We start from the raw sequence: 17,752 nt of genomic DNA on the forward strand, positions 1-17,752 counted from the left end.
CGCTTCCTTATTTAACACGCTCTAGGTTTAGAGGTTCTCATTTAAAATGATTCTACTTTAAGACGTTGGCTCAGCGTTTGCACATCAAGCTGATATAACTCATCTAACAATGCCATTTGCAGACTACCCGGGCCACGCGCTTGTTCCGCAGCAATTTCACCAACTACACCAAGCACAGCTGTGGCAGCTAAACCAGAGTCATCACCGACAGCAGCAAATGCTCCGGTCAAAGCACTAAGCGTACAACCCATCCCTGTCACGCATGGCATCATTGGGTGACCATTGTTGAGTTTTACGGTTTGTGTATTAGTCACTATGTAGTCTGCTTCACCGGAGATCACCACACTCGCACCATACTCATTAACCAAGAAACTGGCTGCGCTTAATGCTGCATCACTACTATCTAAAGCATCGACACCTTTGCTTTGCGCTTGTTCACCAGCTAATGCAATGATCTCAGAAGCGTTGCCACGAATGATCAACTTATTGGCTAACTGAGCAATTTGACGTGAAGTCTTGGTTCGTAACTGGCTGGTACCACAACCCACCGGATCAAGCACCACTATTTTGTTATGAAGGTTCGCTTGCTCGACAGCAAACATCATTCGCTCTGTCCAAGTACGATCAAGCGTGCCGATATTCACCACCAGCGCACCAGCAAATGACATCATCTCCGCCATTTCTTGTTTTGAATGCGCCATGATGGGAGAGGCACCAATTGCCAATAACGCATTAGCCGTATTATTCATCACTACATAATTCGTAATGTTCACTACCAATGGATTCTGCTCTCGTAACGAAGTTAGCGCTTGAGTAATTTGTTCAATTAACATGTGAGTTCTCCAATTAGCCCTGCTTAACGTTTAAACCTTGTTGCCAAAAAGCTACTTCCATACGGGTTGCAGTTTTAAATACTTCAATCAAGTTTCGGCCACGCTGACTATTAATATCGATTTCATCTAGCAGTTGATTAAAGTGCTCCGCTCCACTTGCTACACCAGACTGAAACTCTTCGCCGCCGTATAAATTTATCCAGCTCGCATAAGGGTTACCTTCCAAAACAGTATCGGCACCTTCTATCAACCTTTTACCAATCACGGCATACCCAATCGAACAAGGCGCTAAAGCAGCATAAAGATCGACGAGATCGCCGGTCATGCCAGCATCAAGGACATAACGGGTATAGGCAACGGTGCCAAAATCTTCTGGCTCATTTTCCAAATCACTTTCGGTTAATCCCCACTGGCCACAATAAGTCACATGATGCGACAGTTCAGAATCAAGTAAACCTTGTACCGTCGGTAGAGCACGGCGCATATCATCCAAAGTACGGGCTTTGTAAATCGCCAATGCATAAGCTCGTGCATACTGCTTTAAAAATAAGAAATCTTGCTTTAGATAATGTAAAAAACAAGGTTGCTCCAGAGTACCTTTTGCCAATTGCTCAACGAAAGCATGTTCGGTGTATTGCTGCCAATCTTGCTGACAAGCGTCGATCAAATCTTGGTATTTCATAAGTGGTTATCTCAAATGGGTAATATTAAATAAACTCAATTTTTTAGCTTAAAGGCTCGGTACGTAATCTTTTGCTTTTGGTAGCGTCTCGATGATTTTTTTATCAAACATAAACTTGGCGTAATCGTCATAACGTTTGAGATCGACCGCCGATGGACGCAATGCAAAACGAGTTAAAGTATCTTTCCACGCACGATGATTCAGCTCGTTATCTAGCGTATCCGGTGCGTAGGCGACAAACTCTTTCCACGAGGTTTCTGGATGATTAACAATATAAGTCGTAGCTTGTTGTAATGCGCTATTGAAAGCTTGGATCTTCTCTTTATCGTAGCTTTTAGCATTGGCAACAAATACCAACTCATCATAAGCAGGCACACCATGTTCTTCAGGGTAGAAAGATTTCGCTTTATAACCTTCTAATGCTAGCTGATTAGTTTCAAAGTTACGTAGGCCACCCCAAATCGCATCTACCTTGCCAGACGCTAATGAAGACGATAGCGCCCAGCCAACATTGATCATTTGCACATCAGAAAGCTCAACGCCCTCTTGCGCTAACATAGTACCCACCGTTGCCCCTTCATTACCGGAAATCGAAATACCGATCTTCTTACCTTTAAGGTCTGCAAGATTTTGATTCTTTCCATTATCCAGCACCATCAAGGTATTTAAAGGCGTTGCGATAAGGGTTGCAGAGCGAATTAAGGGCAAACCGGCTGCCACATCAATGGTTAGACTTGGTTGGTATGAAATCGCCATATCCACCTTACCTGCTGCAACCAACTTGGCCGGAGTGCTAGGGTCGGCTGGTTCTTGAATATTGACTTTTAAACCTTGTTGCTTGAAGTAACCTCGCTCTTTGGCGATCACTATGGGGCCATGATTTGGATTGACGAACCAATCTAGCATTAAGGTCATTTCTTTGTCTGCGGCCAGCGCATGAGTCGAAATAAGCGAGGTAACTAAAGTGACAGCACTAATCAATTTGTTTATTTTCACGAATCATTCCTTCTTAAATTGTCCTGTTGGTTTACGATTTACTAGGTTCTATTGAACTTTCGATACTTGGAGAGCGTTATTTGCTTTCCCAAGGGCTTAATCATTTGCTCTCCCAAGGAATAGCAGCTTTCAATAATTTATCGGTGATGAAATACAAGGCGATCGAGAGCATTGCCAGAATAAATAACGCGGCAAACATTTCATCGATAATCATCCGGGCATTAGCTTGTAACATCAGATAGCCCAAGCCTTCACTGGATCCGACCCACTCCCCCACGACGGCTCCAATCGGCGCGATCACTACCGCGACACGAATCCCTGAAGCTAAGGTTGGTAAGGCTGCCGGTAGTTGAATATGGCGTAACAATTGCCACTTAGAAGCGCCCATGGTTTTGGCAAGATCAAGGTAACCGGTTGGGGTATTACGCAAGCCGTCATAACAACAAGTGGTCACCGGGAAAAATATAATGATGGCCGCCATCACCACTTTCGATGCGATGCCATAACCAAGCCAAAGCATCAACACTGGCGCGATAGCAAATACTGGGATCGCCTGGCTGGCAATAAGAATCGGCAATAACCAACGTTTGAACGGTTCAAACATCAACATTTGTAAAGCGAACAGCAGGCCCATCGATAAACCAAGCGCAAGACCTAACAAGATTTCCTGTGCGGTTACCCAAGTGTGTTTAAGCAACACATCATATCGAGTGAGTAATTTATCCAGCACATCGACAGGCGCAGGTAGAATAAAGCTTGGCATATCAAACATAACCACAACCAACTGCCATAAGCCGAGTATCACCACAACCGTAACTAACAAACGTAGCGCAGGATGTGTCACACGCTCTTTTTGATTCACTCGGCAAGAAAGCGATTGGTATTGAGTCATCTCACTCATAATCTTTCTCCAATTGCTGCAAAATGGCTTGTTGTAACGCGGCGCATTCGCCATCCAATACTCGGGGAGTCGGCGATTCTGGCACCGCAAGAGATTGCGCTTTAGCTGGTGTTCCTTGCAGTACATACAATTGATTGGCTAGCCGGACAGCTTCTTGTGGATCATGGGTGATCAAAACCACGGTTTTCTCTTTCAATAACTCGGCAGACAAGGTCTGTAATTTATGGCGAGTTACGGCATCAAGCGCGGAAAAAGGTTCATCCATCAATACCACTGGCTTGTCTTGCATTAAAGTACGAGCAAGTGCCACACGTTGCTTCATTCCACCAGAAAGTTGGTCCGGCTTGGCATAGCAATAATCCACCAGCCCAACTTGCTGCAATAATTTCAGCGCACGTTGCTGTTCTTGCTGTGAATCGCTTTGAGAATGATTAAAACGCGAACTTAAACAAACGTTATCCAACACATTGAGCCACGGCAGCAGTAAATCTTGCTGAGCCATATAAGCAATATGCTCGGTTAGCAGTAAGTTATCGGTAGTCGTCAGCTCGCCTTGCCACTCCACTTTGTCAGCTAATAAACCCGCTAGATAACGAAGAATCGTCGTTTTTCCGCAACCACTTCGACCTAGCAATACCATCCATTGCCCGGCTGGGATCTGCATATTGATGCCTGAAAGCGTCGGAGTTTGACTATCTTTATATTGCAAACAAGCGTTTGTAATTTGGATGCCGATGGTTTTAGCTGGCATTGCTCTAGAAGACGTAGCTTTAATAGACATCGCTAACGCCCAGCTTACTCGCGATAGTGTTAGGGATGAGCGATAAGTGATTAAAATCAACGTCGTAGGATCCAGAAATCACAGGTGCATTAGATTCTTTTAATGAAGATATTTTTTGAGGATTACACTGTATTGAAGAATTCGCCATTACCACTCCTATTACCGACGTATAGGAACTGGCTTTGGCCGTCATTGGGAAAGATCGAAGACCCGATTATCCAAGGTTTCCGAAGTGATTCGGCGAATGGCAAAGCGTGATAGTTCCCTACGTCAGTGCTAACTGAATCAGGTTCTACGGGTCTCGAATTTCGATCTCAGCCAATATTGGCTCCCCGACTATTACGTATAAATCATAACAGGACATTAACATCAGTAATATGCTTTTTTGATAATAAATCCTATTTAGAATGCATTTATGAGAACTAGATATTTCGTTTGCGTCCCCTTTTTATTTACCTGATTTATTACCTTAATCAACCGCCATCCCCATATCATTTGAGTTTGCTCCACCTCCATCGCAATATCAGATAAGGGTATGCTGTTGGGCATTATGATCAATATAAGTTGGAAAGAGACACCATGTAGAAAGATCCACTGAGCATCTTGTCATGACAACAAACCACACATTACCAACGAGGTTCAGAAAAATAATCTGACAAATAATCAATCAGAGCACGGACAGTGGGGGACATGTACTTTCTGGAAGAATAGAGCGCGTAAATGGTTAAATCATCTGGTTTCCAATTCGGTAAAACCTGCTTAAGCTGACCACTTTTAAGATATTGGTTTACGAGGTAAGTCGGTTGAATAGCTATCCCTGCGCCACACAATACTGCGTGCAGTAAGGTTGTTGTTTCATTCGCGGTGAGATTACACTTAACTTCTACTGATTGTTGAGAACCGTCTTGCGTCAAATGCCAGATATGTTGTTGGAAATTTTTATATCCAAGACAAGTATGATTCATTAAGTCGTGTGGCTTTGAAATAGTGCGACTATTACCTAAATATCCCGGAGAAGCCACGACAACAGACTCACATACCGATATAGGCTTACCTATCAAAGAAGGATCAGGCGCCGAGGCAATTCGGATAGCGAGATCTATTTGCCTCTCAGTCAAATCAGCTACTGAATCTTGCAAATCAATATCGACATTTACATTGGGGTGTTCTGACATAAACGCTTGAATAGCGGGAACCAATTGAGAATAACCAAATGACATGCTGGTTGCCAACCTAACGGTACCTGATAATTGACCACTGATGTCTGCCAGCCCGCTTAAGCTTTCTGCTTGTCTAAGCCATTGTTTAACTTCATCAAGGCATGTTTCGCCCGCGGTTGTCAAAGACACTTTTCGTGTTGTTCTATGTAACAGGCGGGTATTAAGCCAAGCTTCCATTGCCTCAATGTATCTCGTTACCATAGGACGAGACATATTTAGCCTGTCTGCTGTAGCGGTAAAACTCCCCGTCTTAGCAACCTCAACAAATACGGTTGCGGCTGTTAGTCTATCCATACATTTGTTCGAATTAAGAAACAATGATGTTCACTTTGGTGTATTTATATGCACATGTCAATTCCTTATTATCCTTTTCATACCCAAACACACTAAAGGAGAACGGTATGAAAAAATTCATTCTAATGGCTGCATCAACCTTATTGGCGGCAACCGCAACTGCAGCCGAAAACACACCATTAACTTTTGATATTTATAACGCTGACGAGAATAGCTTCTACGTAAATTCAACATTAATCATCGGTGAGAGTGAAGTTATGGTGGTCGACACAGGTTTCACCAAAGCTGATGCTCTACGTATCGCCGCAAAAGTTCTTGATAGTGGCAAAGAACTCAAAACTATTTTTATTAGTCAGGCTGATCCAGATTATTACTTTGGTGCAGAAGAGTTACATGCATTATTCCCTAATGCACAAGTGCTAAGCACCCCAGAAGTTGTAGAGACAATTAAGAGTAAGCTAGCAGGTAAATTAGCTTACTGGACGCCACAAATGGGCTCCAATGCTCCTGTTAATCCATACGTTCCACAAGCAACTGAAAACAACACATTGACAGTCGATGGACACAAAATCGAAATTCGTGGCACTCAAGGCGAGTTAGCTCACCGCCCATATCTATGGATTCCTTCTAGCAAAGCCATTGTAGGCAATGTTGCCATATATGGAAATCTGCACTTATGGATGGCTGATGCGCAGTCTAAAGATAGTCAGAAAGCATGGGTAAAACAGTTGAAAGAAATGCAAAAGCTAAATCCAGAGATAGTCATTCCAGGACACATGAAAGCTGGAACTAAGCTTAATGCGAGCACTATCCGTTACTCGCTGCAATACCTAACAGACTTCCAAGAGGTGAAAAGTCACAGTAAAAATAGTACTGAAGTGATAGATAAAATGATGGCAATCTACCCTGATGCACAGCTGCCTATGGCTCTACAAGTGGGTGCGAAGGTACATATGGGAGAAATGAAATGGTAAAAGTACACTACTTTTTCGATCCGATGTGTGGTTGGTGCTATGGTGCGACTTCTCTATTATCCGCAATGGCTGCGAACTCTGAAATTAAGTTAGAGTTTCACCCTGGCGGCATGATTAACAACAAGGCTATCGACCCCTCTTTTCGTAAGCATATCCTCGAGCATGACAAACGAATTGATAAATTGACGGGAGCAACATTTGGAGATGGTTATATTCAGCGGGTGCAAAGTAACGAAGAAATAGTCTTAGACTCTTTCATTACAGCACGCGCAATTTTAACGGCAGAACAATTGGGTCTCCCGCCGCTAGAAATGTTGAAAGCCATTCAGCATGCTCACTATTTTGAGGGTAAGCCGGTCAATCACCCAGAAGTACTCAAGGAACTATCAGTAAACTTGGGACTAGATGGTGAACTGTGGCGTAAAACTATGACTGCAAATTTAGGCATTGAACAGGAAGAAATAAATAAAAGCCAACAGCTGATGCAGAAGCTACAAGTTCATGGATACCCAACTCTGATCCTTGAACTGAACAATAAGTGGATAAAACTTCCTCACACTGAGTTTTATGGTAGGCCTGATGAGTGGCGACAGCTTGTTGATCGTTATATCGATAGCGAATCCAGTACCTCCCAAACCAATATATAAAAATATTGAAACAGTAAAGTACGAGTATGTGCGAATAATAAAGAACCATTTCAGTATCACTCAGTCTACTGATGATTTCACTGGGTTATAAATTTCTGTTCTAAAAACTAGCCACTAAATTTATACAATAGAACTCTCATTCAATGCGGATGAGAGTTCTAGTATTAATCTACGCTATATAAACAACCACACTGTCAGCCGTGATTATGGATTTTCCCATACCTGATTTAATCCATTTTTACTAAATTAAATGGCAACTCTCACGAAGTTATGACCATTAACAAGTTACAACTTAACCATAACCGTTTTAATTGGCCACTCTCGTCATATTCTTATTTTCGCGTCTTTTTTAGAGCGAATGTTAACCACATAATTATTAAAGTCCCTAATCAAATAAACCAATAAAAAATACCACCTCAAAAAATCTATCACTCTACTCTTCATCAAAGCTGGCATAGCGATCAACGAGGAAGTCAATTAATGCTCTAACTGAAGGTAATAAACCTCGACGGGAAGGAAATACCACATGGATAATTTCTTTTGGTGCTGTCCATCCATCAAGTAACTTAATTAAACTACCATCTTTAATCTGTTGTGTAACCATCAAGGTCGGCAATTGTACTACCCCTACACCAGCTATGGCTGCATTACGCAACGCGAGCATATCAGTGGTCACAAGGCGTGGCTTAAAAGGTACTTCAATGAGTTTATTGTCAGGCGCATACCACCTCCAGACAAATTGGTATTGAGGTTGTCCTAACCCAAGAGAGGGCCAGTGACATAAGTCAGTCAGGTGATTGGGTAACGCATAACTATTTACTAGAGCAGGACTGGCAACCAAACTCAAGCTACGCTCAGATAATACTCGCATAACGAGTTCGCTATCCTCAAGTGGGGGCGGCCGCACTCTAATTGCCACATCTACACCTTCAGATATCAAGTCCACACGGCGATTAGACGCTTCAAGTTGAATATTTACTTGCGAGTACTCTGTCATAAACTCAGTCAACATGCCACCTATGTGCGCGTGCAGTAACGCGATGGGACATGTTAGGCGAATGGTGCCTCTAGGTTCGGATTTTAACGAGTCGATGGCGTCCTGCGCAGACTCTGCCTCCTCCAGCATCGCCTTGCAGTGCTGAAAATAAGTCTGCCCTACTTCAGTCAGATGAAAACTGCGAGTGGAGCGATAAATCAGCTTAGTATCCAGCCGTGTTTCCAGCGCTGCAATCCGGCGACTGAGCTTAGACTTGGGAATACACAACGCTCTACTAGCCGGAGCGAACCCTCCATACTCCACCACTTTCACAAAATAATAGAGATCATTGAGATCCTGCATTTTCATTGTTCCATCAGTGCAACAGTGAGGTGCATTTTAACAGTCTACTCAACTACTGTTCCATCTATATGATCACAACAAGTGAAATTTAAGGAGACTCTTATGAAATCTATCCAAGGTATTATTCACGCTCCCTCCCCTCATTGGGTGGGAAATGGTTTTCCGGTTCGCTCGCTATTTTCTTATCACAACCAAGCGGATCAGATGAGTCCCTTCTTGCTTCTGGATTACGCTGGACCGATGCGCTTTCCCGCAGATGGTGTAAAACGAGGTGTAGGAGAGCACCCCCATCGTGGTTTCGAAACAGTCACTATTGTCTACAAAGGCGAGGTAGAACATCGAGATTCCACTGGCAAGGGCGGCATAATTGGGCCCGGAGATGTGCAATGGATGACCGCAGGCGCTGGCATTATGCATGAAGAGTTCCATTCTAGAGCATTCAGTCAAAACGGTGGGGATTTACAGATGGTCCAGCTTTGGGTCAACTTGCCCAAAGCGGACAAGATGACACCTCCCGGTTATCAGGCTATTACCAAGGTCGATATTCCAGAAGTGCCGTTAGCCAACAACGCAGGCACTCTGCGTCCTATTGCTGGTCACTTTGACGGCCATCAAGGTCCGGCCAATACCTTCAGTCCTATGCACGTTTGGGACTTACGCCTCAATGTAGGTGGGCAAACTCAGTTTGATCACCCCCAAGGTTGGACCACAGCCGTCGTGGTGCTAGAAGGCGAAGTCTGTGTCAACAACTCCGATCCAGTCAGCGACGGTAATATGGTATTGCTCAGCCACCAAAACAGTGGCGTGAAGCTGCATACGTCACAGAACAGTTTAATACTGCTGATCAGTGGCGAGCCCATCAACGAGCCTATCGTAGGTTACGGCCCCTTTGTTATGAACACCAAGGAAGACATTTTACACGCTTTCGAAGACCTACAACGCGGTCAATTCGGACGCCTGTAAAAACTGGAGTCGGTATACGGCTCCCAACCTAAACTACTAACTACTATTTCCAGGAGGAAATGATGAACTTTAAATACAACCGCCTAGATAAAGATAACGCCGCCGTATTATTGGTCGACCATCAATCCGGTCTTCTATCTTTAGTACGTGATATTGAACCGGATAAATTTAAAAATAATGTGTTAGCTCTAGCTGATCTCGCTAAATATTTCAATTTGCCTACTATTTTAACGACTAGTTTTGAAAGTGGTCCAAATGGTCCTCTAGTACCTGAGTTAAAAGAAATATTCCCTAACGCTCCCTACATCGCTCGCCCTGGCCAAATTAATGCTTGGGATAATGAAGAATTTCTAGCAGCAGTTAAAGCCACAGGCAAAAAGCAATTAATTATTGCTGGAGTTGTCACCGAAGTTTGTGTTTCCTTCCCTGTATTATCAGCGTTAGAAGAGGGTTATGAAGTTTTTGTTGTTACCGATGCTTCAGGCACTTTTAATTCGATGACTCGTGATGCCGCCTTGGATCGTATGTCACAAGCAGGGGCGCAACTTATGACTTGGTTCGGCACGGCTTGTGAATTACACCGTGATTGGCGCAATGACATCGAAGGTTTAGGAGCGTTATTCTCTAACCATATCCCAGATTATCGCAATCTTATGACTAGTTACACCGCATTAACGAGCGAAGACTAAAACACTCTGCTAACTTTAATGATAACTAAAAAGGGGGACACACACCCCCTTTATACCAGGAGTTAATTATGAGTAATCTCTCTGAGAAATTAATTGAAGATTGCACTGTTATTAGTAGCTGCAGTGCATTAAAAATGATTTTAAAACCAAATGATAAAGATCTAGGTGGCTTTTGCGTACGTCGTACCATGCCCACCAAAGAATGCCGCAGCGTCGGCCCTTGGGTATTTTTCGATCATATGGGCCCAGCCCACTTTGAAAAGAATGAAGGCATAGACGTTCGTCCTCACCCTCACATCGGTCTAGCAACCGTTACTTACCTATTTGAAGGGGAGATGTTACATCGAGACTCTCTCGGCACAGAAGCAAGAATACTTCCTGGTGACATAAATTTAATGGTGGCTGGTCGTGGAATTGTTCATTCTGAACGCCAAAGGGAGAAGGTAAAATCAAGTCCACATGACATTCATGGTTTGCAACTTTGGCTCGCTTTACCCAAAGAATTAGAACAGACAGAACCTGGTTTTTTTCATTATGACCAAGCTGATATTCCAGAAATAGAACAAAACGGCGTACCAATACGAGTGATGATGGGAAGCGCTTACGGAGAGACCTCACCAGTAAAAACCCTTTCTGAAACCCTATATATAGAAGCTCGCTTAAAAGCAGGCCAAAGCTTAATATTGCCTAACACTGAAGAGAAAGCCTTATATGTAGTCAAAGGTGAACTCAACGTAAGTGATACCCATTTAAAAGAACACAATATGGCAGTCTTTTCCAACGAAGCGAATATCACAGTAACAGCCAAGTACGACACCATGTTAGTAGTAATCGGAGGAGCACCTGTAGGCAAGCGCTATATGGAATGGAATTTTGTCGCCAGTGACAAGTCGCTGATTGAAAAAGCCCAAGAGGATTGGCAGGCTGGCCGTTTTGCCAAAGTTCCCGGCGACGATCAGGAGTTTATTCCACTACCAGAATAACAATAAGCATAATACCCGTTGCTCTAGTGAAGTGACCCTCAATGTTGGTTGTCCAACTATTGGGGTCACTTCAAGATCGATTGAGGCATTTTATGAAACTTGAGCATCAATATCGGCCTTAGATTTCCGATTTCAAGCGACCGTAGATAATCTACTCGAACTATTATGGCAGCTTCACCTTACACCTACGCGCTTTAAGCGGCATAGTAAATCAGTAACACAAAAACAGGCTGACGCATTTTTCCATTATGTTAGGGATAATTTCGAGTACCCGATAGTACTCAAGGGAGAAACAGCAAGGTTAATTAATGAAGCAGCCGTTCGCTTGACTGGAGCTGTTACAATTCTTGGAGCAGATGACGAAGGAGCTTTGCGTAATATAGCCCGAAGAATGGTCAATTCAAGACTTACTGACAATAAGAAAAGAATGCTCGCTCTGAAAAAGCAAGGCCTTAATCAGAAAGAAATTTCTCAAAAGCTAACTAAGCTTGGTGGTAAAAAAATCACTCATCAAGCCGTATCTAAGGCCCTTTCATCGGTTGGAGATGAGTTTTTACTATGAATTTAATTTTAGCCGCTAAAATTTGACTCAAAAGTAACGGGGGTTCATCTGACAGGCAGGTATGAACGTTCAAGGAGGGGATCATTACGATAAAAAAGAGCAAAAACTAGAAATCCGCTCATGTTTTCTAGAAAGTGAAAACTGGTTATTACGAGGTTTATACTTTTTAACGGGAGATAACCCGCTACTCTTTGACGATTTGACTCAGATGTTCGCATTTAAGTCTAAGTTTATTATGCCTTTATCGAATAATCAGTTGATCACTTTTTCGTCAATCCAAAATCACGCTATGAACCTAGATCCGCTTTTTACAACTTACTTAGCAATGGCTACATATAATCAGTGTCATCGATATGTTGTAGGTATTAATAAAGACTATATTGAGCAAATAAAGTTATTTTTGGGTTCTGAAGTGGAACCTTCAAATTTGAGAGCGGAGTTATTTACATACATATAACGATTGAGCAGTGCAATAAGGTTTGGTCATGGGAATAACCGATTTGCTATACCTGAAGTTATTCATTAATTACTGATGTTCGATTCTCCGAGACTGATAATTGTCCAAAGACGCGCTGACGCCGATCTCGGCAAACACGCCTTTACCCCAAAGTTTGTTTCGGAATTCGCTACAACTTATTATCAAAACTAATAGGTATCTCTTTTGAGGTGGAACGTTTTCAGTTTTATTATTTGAACCTAAGACATTTGAAACAAGTTAGACTGATGGATAAAGAAATCTATAATCAAGTAAGATTAGATAAGGCTTGAAAATACACACGCCCGATGAAGTACATCGAGCGTTTTGTTTTACTAAAAAGTCGCAATAATAGCCTGAACATTCCCACTAAGTTTTTTGTTCATACTTTGCGACAATTTGATTCAATAAAAGAGCTGATAAAATAATACCAAGAGCCAGCCAAGTTGTAGCCTGAATGCTTTCATTGGTGACCAGCGCAGCGATTAATACACCTACAGCAGGTACGAGGTAGTTAGTCATTGACGTAAAAACAGCTCCTGCATTCTTGACACTAGTCATATATAAGTAATAGACAACTCCCGCGCACATGACACCAAGATAGATTACAGCAATAAAAATGCTCGGCGATGGTGCTTTATCTGTCATTGTCTTCGTTGTAATGAGAGCGACAATGATCAGTTGAATGCTCGCCATGGTCAGAACATTTCTTGCGACTATCAGAGGATGCTCTTTTTGAACACGGTTTAGCAATAGCAAAGCAATGGCAAAGCATACTGCGGCAAGTAAGACAGCTAGCACACTGACAGGCTCAATCCTTTGAGATGTTGAAATTATGTCAGGGTAGAATAGTACAACTAAACCCAAAAAACCGATGGTTATACTGAGCAGGTTTCCTTTGGTGATCTTTGTATTCCTAATAAATAATGGCGCGAGAAGAAGTGCGTAAAAGGGTAATGTTCCCATTAAAATTGCAGTCACTGAACTACTCAACTCTTTTTGAGCAAAAGGTACGAGAACAAAAGGAACAGTTGCTTCAAGAAAACCGATTACACTATAGAGTTTCCACTGTTTAGTATTACTGCAAATTCGCATGATACGACAAATAATAAACAGGGTTATTGCGCCGAATACCGCACGTAATGTGCCTATCCATACTGGAGTGAATGCTTCTAGTGCTGTTTCTTGAAAAATAAATTGTGATCCCCAAATCAGCCCAATTGCGATCAAAGTGAAATAATTTTTAAGCATAGTAAAAAATCCAAATGCAGCTCAATGGGTTGAGCTGTATGAAAAGTTGGAACAGATTATGGCGTACTGGCTAAGCCGATTTAAAAGTAACGGCATCAACATCAATTGTTATGCTATCCAGCGCTAGTTTAGGTACAGGAATTAAGGTTCTCGCTGACAGCGTATCTGCCGACCTGCATTTTTGCATCTATTCACTCATGGGGGGCGGCATGATCATATCCTTTTATGCGTTGAGTTTTATATTTGAAAGGAGTATAAGAGTTAAAGTTAACTTTAAGTAAAGCGATAAATTAACAAAAGTTAGAATAATTATGATTAGAAATGATTACCTTACCGTTGGGCAGTTATCAGAACGCAGTGGTGTAGCGACATCGGCTTTACGTTTTTATGAGACCAAACAGTTGATCACATCTTTTCGAACCAATGGTAATCAACGTCGTTACTTGCCTTCTATGCTACGTAGAGTCGCACTTATTCAAGTAGCACAGTCAGTAGGGTTTACCCTAGAAGAAATAACGCATGAGTTAAGTACCTTACCTATGAACAAAACAGCTACTAAACAAGATTGGGATAGAGTTGCGAAGAAGTGGCAGCAAGATCTGGACAAAAAAATGGTAAAGATCCAGTCACTAAAAGATAACCTCTCTGGGTGTATCGGCTGTGGTTGTTTGAGTATGAAGAAGTGTCACCTATTTAACCCAGAGGATGGACTATATGAGCAAGGGCAAGGGGCGCAACGAATTATTAGATAATGTTTTCGGCTATTCTATATTCAACACAGTCTGTAGTGGATAAGTGAATTCGGCTAGTCGGTTAGAGGTTGCAATATCTAAGGTAATCCGTTAAGTGCTAATTTAGGAAAGTCACTGGCAAGGTTTTGTCCAAAAATCAGTTACGTTGAATGTCTGTTATCAAATAAGCTTAAAATGAGACGAGTCAAAAATGGTATTTATATGGCGGTCAGATGTGATTAATTTCTATTAACCACATCTGACAGATCAAGTTAAGACTTACTCGTATAATTGATAGCAAGATACTAAGTGGTCCACTCATCAATCATGTCAGCCCAATCTTGCAACATAGCCGCGCACTGTTCTCGGTACTCGGCTTTGTTGTAAACTGCCCTCACCCCTTTCTGTTCGTGCGCAAGGCATTTTTCTATCCAATCCGTGTTATATCCAGCTTCATGCAATAGCGTGCTAGCTGTTCGACGCAGGTCATTCGGCCCAAACTTACTTAGCGACTGACCTTCCTTTTGCGCGGCTTTGTATGTCAAATCCATGACTCGGTTCATCGTCGCAATGCTCATTGAGGCATCGGAGTCATAACGGGAAGGAAGAATATAATCAGACCCACCGGCAAATGTCTTCAAGGCAATCAGAATGTCCATCGCCTGGCGTGACAAAAACACTCAGCATGGTATCGGGCGTAATCCATGGCATTACCGATGAATCATACCCATCAAAATACCATGGTCAAACCGTGCTTGGCGTTGCCAGACATTGCCAGAATTGACTAAGCTAAAAACAAAAAAAGTCCGCAATTACGCGGACTTAAGGTTGATTTAGTGCCTGTTAATGCCAGACCTTTCTTAAAGGAGGATTATTCCCACTCGAATATCAATGAGAAGAAAATCAACCTATATAACAGCTAGTTAGAAATGTGCTCATTATCGATACCATTATCTATACCATGCTCAGATTTTTTTTGATTTTTTCCTGCTCGTCGACGTTCTAGTTCGGCTTTGGCCCAAGCAGAGGATTCAGCCATATCACGATGAAGCTCTTGTTTCTCTTCATCAGTAAGCACTCGTGGGCTCGATGCAACTCTATCCACCTTGTATCTCCAACTTGTCGTTGTACATTTTAGATAGCGTATCAAAACATGAGTTACCAGCAAGGAACCTTAAGTGTATTTTTAGATTATTTTTCATACACATCTTGAAAGCTATACGCAGTGCCCAAATAGTTTACAGTGAGTAATAGCCTGATAATAGACAAGGATAAAATTATGGGTTTGAAACCAGGACCAAAACCAATAGCCAAGTCGACCAGCATGCCAGATCAACGTCGACGTGACAACAAAAAAACTCCAGGCAACACTCCAGGCCTAAAGCCGAGTAAATCCTCAATCAAGTAACGCTACCTCAATATCGAGCCAGAGTAAGTGGTACTGACTCTCTCGATAAACCAAAACTATCTATACCCCAGAAATAAGTTAGATTTAATAGCCTTGGTCTTAACAAATAAACGAAGGATTTTTGTGGCGTAAACCTCATGAGAGTTAAAATTATCCTCAACCGAACACGTTAACTCGCAGCAACATAAATCTATATAAATGAAAGACGGTGATTAGATTCAATCTCATCTATAAACGATGACTCTACTCCAATATCAGTGGCTATTCTTCGCCAACCTAATACTGCTTCATGAACCTTTTTCATGACTTCCTCCGCATCTTCTCTCAAGGATTCTGGTAACACCCCCATCAAGTCCTGTTTAACAAAATTGTCGCGTTTACCATTTATAGACATCTGATGACTATCCACCCAAGGTGAACCAGGCTTATAACTGTATGCTAAATCGAACGCAGGAGCTAAAGTCCACTTTTTTTGCTCGTTAATAATAAAACCCCAATTTTTTGTATGATCATCATGGTTTCGAGCCATGACGTTAAAAACCATACGTCTAAAAGTCTCCAGTGCTGCGTTTCTATCTAATTTTAGAGTGCGTAACAGAGTAAAAAGTTCTTCATAACTATAAGCTCCCGGCTTTTTAAAATCAGCATGATCCATTGCACACAAAGATTGATAATGCACCTTATCATTTCCAATGCGGTCAAATCGCTTCGTCATAAAGTGGGCTCTTCCATTCTCCCTAAACAGCTCGCAATAAGAAATATCAATACCCGCCTCTTGAGCCATTTTATAGTATGCATACTCCATCAAACCAAACCCTTTCGGGTCACCAAAAACCTCACTACTTGATGAACGCTCTACCACACCATCAAACTTAATCAAGAAGTGCTCAAACCCTTCCGGACAATTCACTTGGCCAGAACGAAGCTGAGTACGGTCTGCATTGATAGCTATCACCGCCTTAGCGCGAGCACCACCGGCAGATGTACCTACCTGAACAATGCTAGACAATGCCTGATCCGCATCGTCATTATGTATCGTTTCTTTGATACTATTACGCTGATCGAGAACCGATTGTGCCATTACCACAAGAGAATCCATTTCAAGCGGTTCGCTATTAGTTTTAGCACTTTCTGCTAGAGCTGGAGTGTACTCAAGTGCCCCCATCCCCCTATTGCCTGTATAAAGTAACCGTTCCAATGCGCTGAAAGATTGCGGATCGCGCCCTTGCCTTGCAAGCCAAGCATTAATGACTGCATTACCAAAATCATCAGGCAGGGTATCTGCAAATGCTGCTGGTAAACCTTTATATGTCGGATAACTCAAGTTGGGAAAACTGAAGACACCAGACTTTAGAGGTAACTTGTGCGAAATCGCGAATCCTCCTTTCAGCCATTCCGCGAAATATTCGAAACTAACAACACCAGTATCCGAGTTTCTTGCTAAAGCTCCGACATCTTTTCCAAAGATACTCACTTTTGCCGTATCGTATTTTTTAACTACCAATCTAAGTCCTCCTCATCTTCACTTTTTGATTTTTCAGCAACACCCCTCACTCGCTGTCGGAGCTTACCTCGCATCTTTAGTAGTTGCACTGGACTGATGCCAGGATCAGGTAAGAAAGATTCAATTCCTTCCAGAGCCTCCAATACTCTAAGCACCTTAATAATATTCACCAAGGTCGCTTTGCCCTCAATCATATTTTGATAGGTAGAACGACTTATTCCTGCTTTCTTTGCTAACTCAGACTGAGTAAAAGGAGTGTGATTATCCAACCTTCGCCTTTCAATTCGTCGGCCAAGCTCAAGCGAAAGAGCCTCATCTGACATAGCGTATATATTAGACTCCATAATAATGACCTATTTCTAAATCTTTAAGTACATAAAATTACTATTACGACCTAATTATAAATCATTATGATACCTAACAAAGAAAAAACCAACAAAATCATAACGACCTAAAATAAGGTCACAATGTCACAAAAATCACTTTTTGACCTAAAATAAAGTCATTAAGAAATCATGA

The 17,752-nt window shown here is 42.2% G+C and carries 20 protein-coding genes, 2 pseudogenes and 1 riboswitch; of the genes and pseudogenes, 10 read left to right on the top strand and 12 right to left on the bottom strand.

Features of this window, described 5'->3' with window-relative positions:
• Positions 1-41: 41 nt before the first annotated feature.
• The 6 genes and pseudogenes from thiM to ACN0T8_RS04290 form a co-directional block, all read right to left on the bottom strand.
• Positions 42-833, bottom strand: coding sequence for a hydroxyethylthiazole kinase (gene thiM / locus ACN0T8_RS04265; protein WP_417879389.1), 792 nt, complete (start codon positions 831-833; stop codon positions 42-44).
• Between the two features lie 13 nt (positions 834-846).
• On the bottom strand, positions 847-1,515 hold the full coding sequence (tenA, locus tag ACN0T8_RS04270) for a thiaminase II (protein WP_417879390.1): 669 nt from the start codon (positions 1,513-1,515) through the stop codon (positions 847-849).
• 48 nt (positions 1,516-1,563) lie between these two features.
• Positions 1,564-2,511, bottom strand: coding sequence for an ABC transporter substrate-binding protein (locus ACN0T8_RS04275; protein ID WP_417879391.1), 948 nt, complete (start codon positions 2,509-2,511; stop codon positions 1,564-1,566).
• Between the two features lie 100 nt (positions 2,512-2,611).
• Positions 2,612-3,346: pseudogene (locus ACN0T8_RS04280) on the bottom strand (ABC transporter permease); the annotation flags it as partial.
• A 58-nt stretch (positions 3,347-3,404) separates the two neighbouring features.
• A complete protein-coding gene (locus ACN0T8_RS04285; protein WP_417879505.1) occupies positions 3,405-4,163 on the bottom strand; it encodes an ABC transporter ATP-binding protein in 759 nt (252 codons plus the stop codon).
• Positions 4,164-4,438: 275 nt separating this feature from the next.
• Positions 4,439-4,538: riboswitch (TPP riboswitch) on the bottom strand.
• Between the two features lie 281 nt (positions 4,539-4,819).
• Positions 4,820-5,707, bottom strand: a complete 888-nt coding sequence (locus ACN0T8_RS04290) for a LysR family transcriptional regulator (protein WP_417879392.1) — start codon at positions 5,705-5,707, stop codon at positions 4,820-4,822.
• A gap of 107 nt (positions 5,708-5,814) precedes the next feature.
• Here ACN0T8_RS04290 and ACN0T8_RS04295 point away from each other — a divergent pair, with 107 nt between their 5' ends.
• Both ACN0T8_RS04295 and ACN0T8_RS04300 read left to right on the top strand, forming a co-directional pair.
• Positions 5,815-6,681, top strand: coding sequence for an MBL fold metallo-hydrolase (locus ACN0T8_RS04295; RefSeq protein ID WP_417879393.1), 867 nt, complete (start codon positions 5,815-5,817; stop codon positions 6,679-6,681).
• Complete coding sequence (locus ACN0T8_RS04300; protein WP_417879394.1) at positions 6,675-7,328, top strand: DsbA family protein; 654 nt, start codon at positions 6,675-6,677, stop codon at positions 7,326-7,328. The genes ACN0T8_RS04295 and ACN0T8_RS04300 overlap by 7 nt, the downstream gene beginning before the upstream one ends.
• Before the next feature lie 433 nt (positions 7,329-7,761).
• Here the strand turns inward: ACN0T8_RS04300 and ACN0T8_RS04305 are convergent, their stop codons facing one another.
• Entirely contained in the window at positions 7,762-8,673 is a 912-nt protein-coding gene (locus tag ACN0T8_RS04305; RefSeq protein ID WP_417879395.1) for a LysR family transcriptional regulator, read from the bottom strand.
• A gap of 96 nt (positions 8,674-8,769) precedes the next feature.
• Between ACN0T8_RS04305 and ACN0T8_RS04310 the strand changes: the two genes are divergently transcribed.
• From ACN0T8_RS04310 to ACN0T8_RS04330, 5 genes are all read left to right on the top strand, one after another.
• A complete protein-coding gene (locus tag ACN0T8_RS04310) occupies positions 8,770-9,630 on the top strand; it encodes a pirin family protein (protein WP_417879396.1) in 861 nt (286 codons plus the stop codon).
• Positions 9,631-9,692: 62 nt separating this feature from the next.
• Entirely contained in the window at positions 9,693-10,319 is a 627-nt protein-coding gene (ycaC, locus tag ACN0T8_RS04315; RefSeq protein ID WP_417879397.1) for an isochorismate family cysteine hydrolase YcaC, read from the top strand.
• A gap of 68 nt (positions 10,320-10,387) precedes the next feature.
• A complete protein-coding gene (locus tag ACN0T8_RS04320; protein ID WP_417879398.1) occupies positions 10,388-11,302 on the top strand; it encodes a pirin family protein in 915 nt (304 codons plus the stop codon).
• 325 nt (positions 11,303-11,627) lie between these two features.
• Positions 11,628-11,864, top strand: a complete 237-nt coding sequence (locus ACN0T8_RS04325; RefSeq protein ID WP_417879399.1) for a hypothetical protein — start codon at positions 11,628-11,630, stop codon at positions 11,862-11,864.
• A 61-nt stretch (positions 11,865-11,925) separates the two neighbouring features.
• Positions 11,926-12,321 (top strand): hypothetical protein, encoded by a 396-nt coding sequence (locus tag ACN0T8_RS04330; RefSeq protein WP_417879400.1) that lies wholly within the window; start codon positions 11,926-11,928, stop codon positions 12,319-12,321.
• Positions 12,322-12,708: 387 nt separating this feature from the next.
• Here ACN0T8_RS04330 and ACN0T8_RS04335 read toward each other — a convergent pair whose 3' ends face one another.
• Positions 12,709-13,590 (bottom strand): DMT family transporter, encoded by an 882-nt coding sequence (locus ACN0T8_RS04335; RefSeq protein WP_417879401.1) that lies wholly within the window; start codon positions 13,588-13,590, stop codon positions 12,709-12,711.
• A 311-nt stretch (positions 13,591-13,901) separates the two neighbouring features.
• Between ACN0T8_RS04335 and soxR the strand changes: the two genes are divergently transcribed.
• Positions 13,902-14,342 carry a redox-sensitive transcriptional activator SoxR gene (gene soxR / locus ACN0T8_RS04340; RefSeq protein WP_017634100.1) on the top strand — a complete coding sequence of 147 codons (441 nt, stop codon included), beginning with the start codon at positions 13,902-13,904 and terminating at the stop codon, positions 14,340-14,342.
• Between the two features lie 284 nt (positions 14,343-14,626).
• Here soxR and ACN0T8_RS04345 read toward each other — a convergent pair.
• Positions 14,627-15,001 (bottom strand): annotated as a pseudogene (locus ACN0T8_RS04345) (tyrosine-type recombinase/integrase); the annotation flags it as partial.
• On the opposite strand from ACN0T8_RS04345, the gene ACN0T8_RS04350 reads away from it, so the two are divergent.
• Positions 14,953-15,105 carry a hypothetical protein gene (locus ACN0T8_RS04350; protein ID WP_417879508.1) on the top strand — a complete coding sequence of 51 codons (153 nt, stop codon included), beginning with the start codon at positions 14,953-14,955 and terminating at the stop codon, positions 15,103-15,105. The pseudogene ACN0T8_RS04345 and the gene ACN0T8_RS04350 sit on opposite strands and share 49 nt — an antisense overlap.
• Positions 15,106-15,240: 135 nt before the next feature.
• On the opposite strand, the gene ACN0T8_RS04355 is transcribed toward ACN0T8_RS04350, so the two are convergent.
• A complete protein-coding gene (locus tag ACN0T8_RS04355; protein WP_417879402.1) occupies positions 15,241-15,426 on the bottom strand; it encodes a hypothetical protein in 186 nt (61 codons plus the stop codon).
• Positions 15,427-15,600: 174 nt separating this feature from the next.
• Between ACN0T8_RS04355 and ACN0T8_RS04360 the strand changes: the two genes are divergently transcribed.
• Positions 15,601-15,729 (top strand): hypothetical protein, encoded by a 129-nt coding sequence (locus ACN0T8_RS04360; RefSeq protein ID WP_417879403.1) that lies wholly within the window; start codon positions 15,601-15,603, stop codon positions 15,727-15,729.
• 190 nt (positions 15,730-15,919) lie between these two features.
• On the opposite strand, the gene ACN0T8_RS04365 is transcribed toward ACN0T8_RS04360, so the two are convergent.
• Together ACN0T8_RS04365 and ACN0T8_RS04370 are read right to left on the bottom strand one after the other, a co-directional pair.
• Positions 15,920-17,233 carry a type II toxin-antitoxin system HipA family toxin gene (locus ACN0T8_RS04365; protein ID WP_417879404.1) on the bottom strand — a complete coding sequence of 438 codons (1,314 nt, stop codon included), beginning with the start codon at positions 17,231-17,233 and terminating at the stop codon, positions 15,920-15,922.
• Positions 17,227-17,577 carry a helix-turn-helix transcriptional regulator gene (locus ACN0T8_RS04370; RefSeq protein ID WP_417879405.1) on the bottom strand — a complete coding sequence of 117 codons (351 nt, stop codon included), beginning with the start codon at positions 17,575-17,577 and terminating at the stop codon, positions 17,227-17,229. The genes ACN0T8_RS04365 and ACN0T8_RS04370 overlap by 7 nt, the downstream gene beginning before the upstream one ends.
• Positions 17,578-17,752 lie beyond the last annotated feature (175 nt).

Origin of the sequence: Vibrio sp. (assembly GCF_048266485.1) — a bacterium.
GTDB lineage: Bacteria > Pseudomonadota > Gammaproteobacteria > Enterobacterales > Vibrionaceae > Vibrio.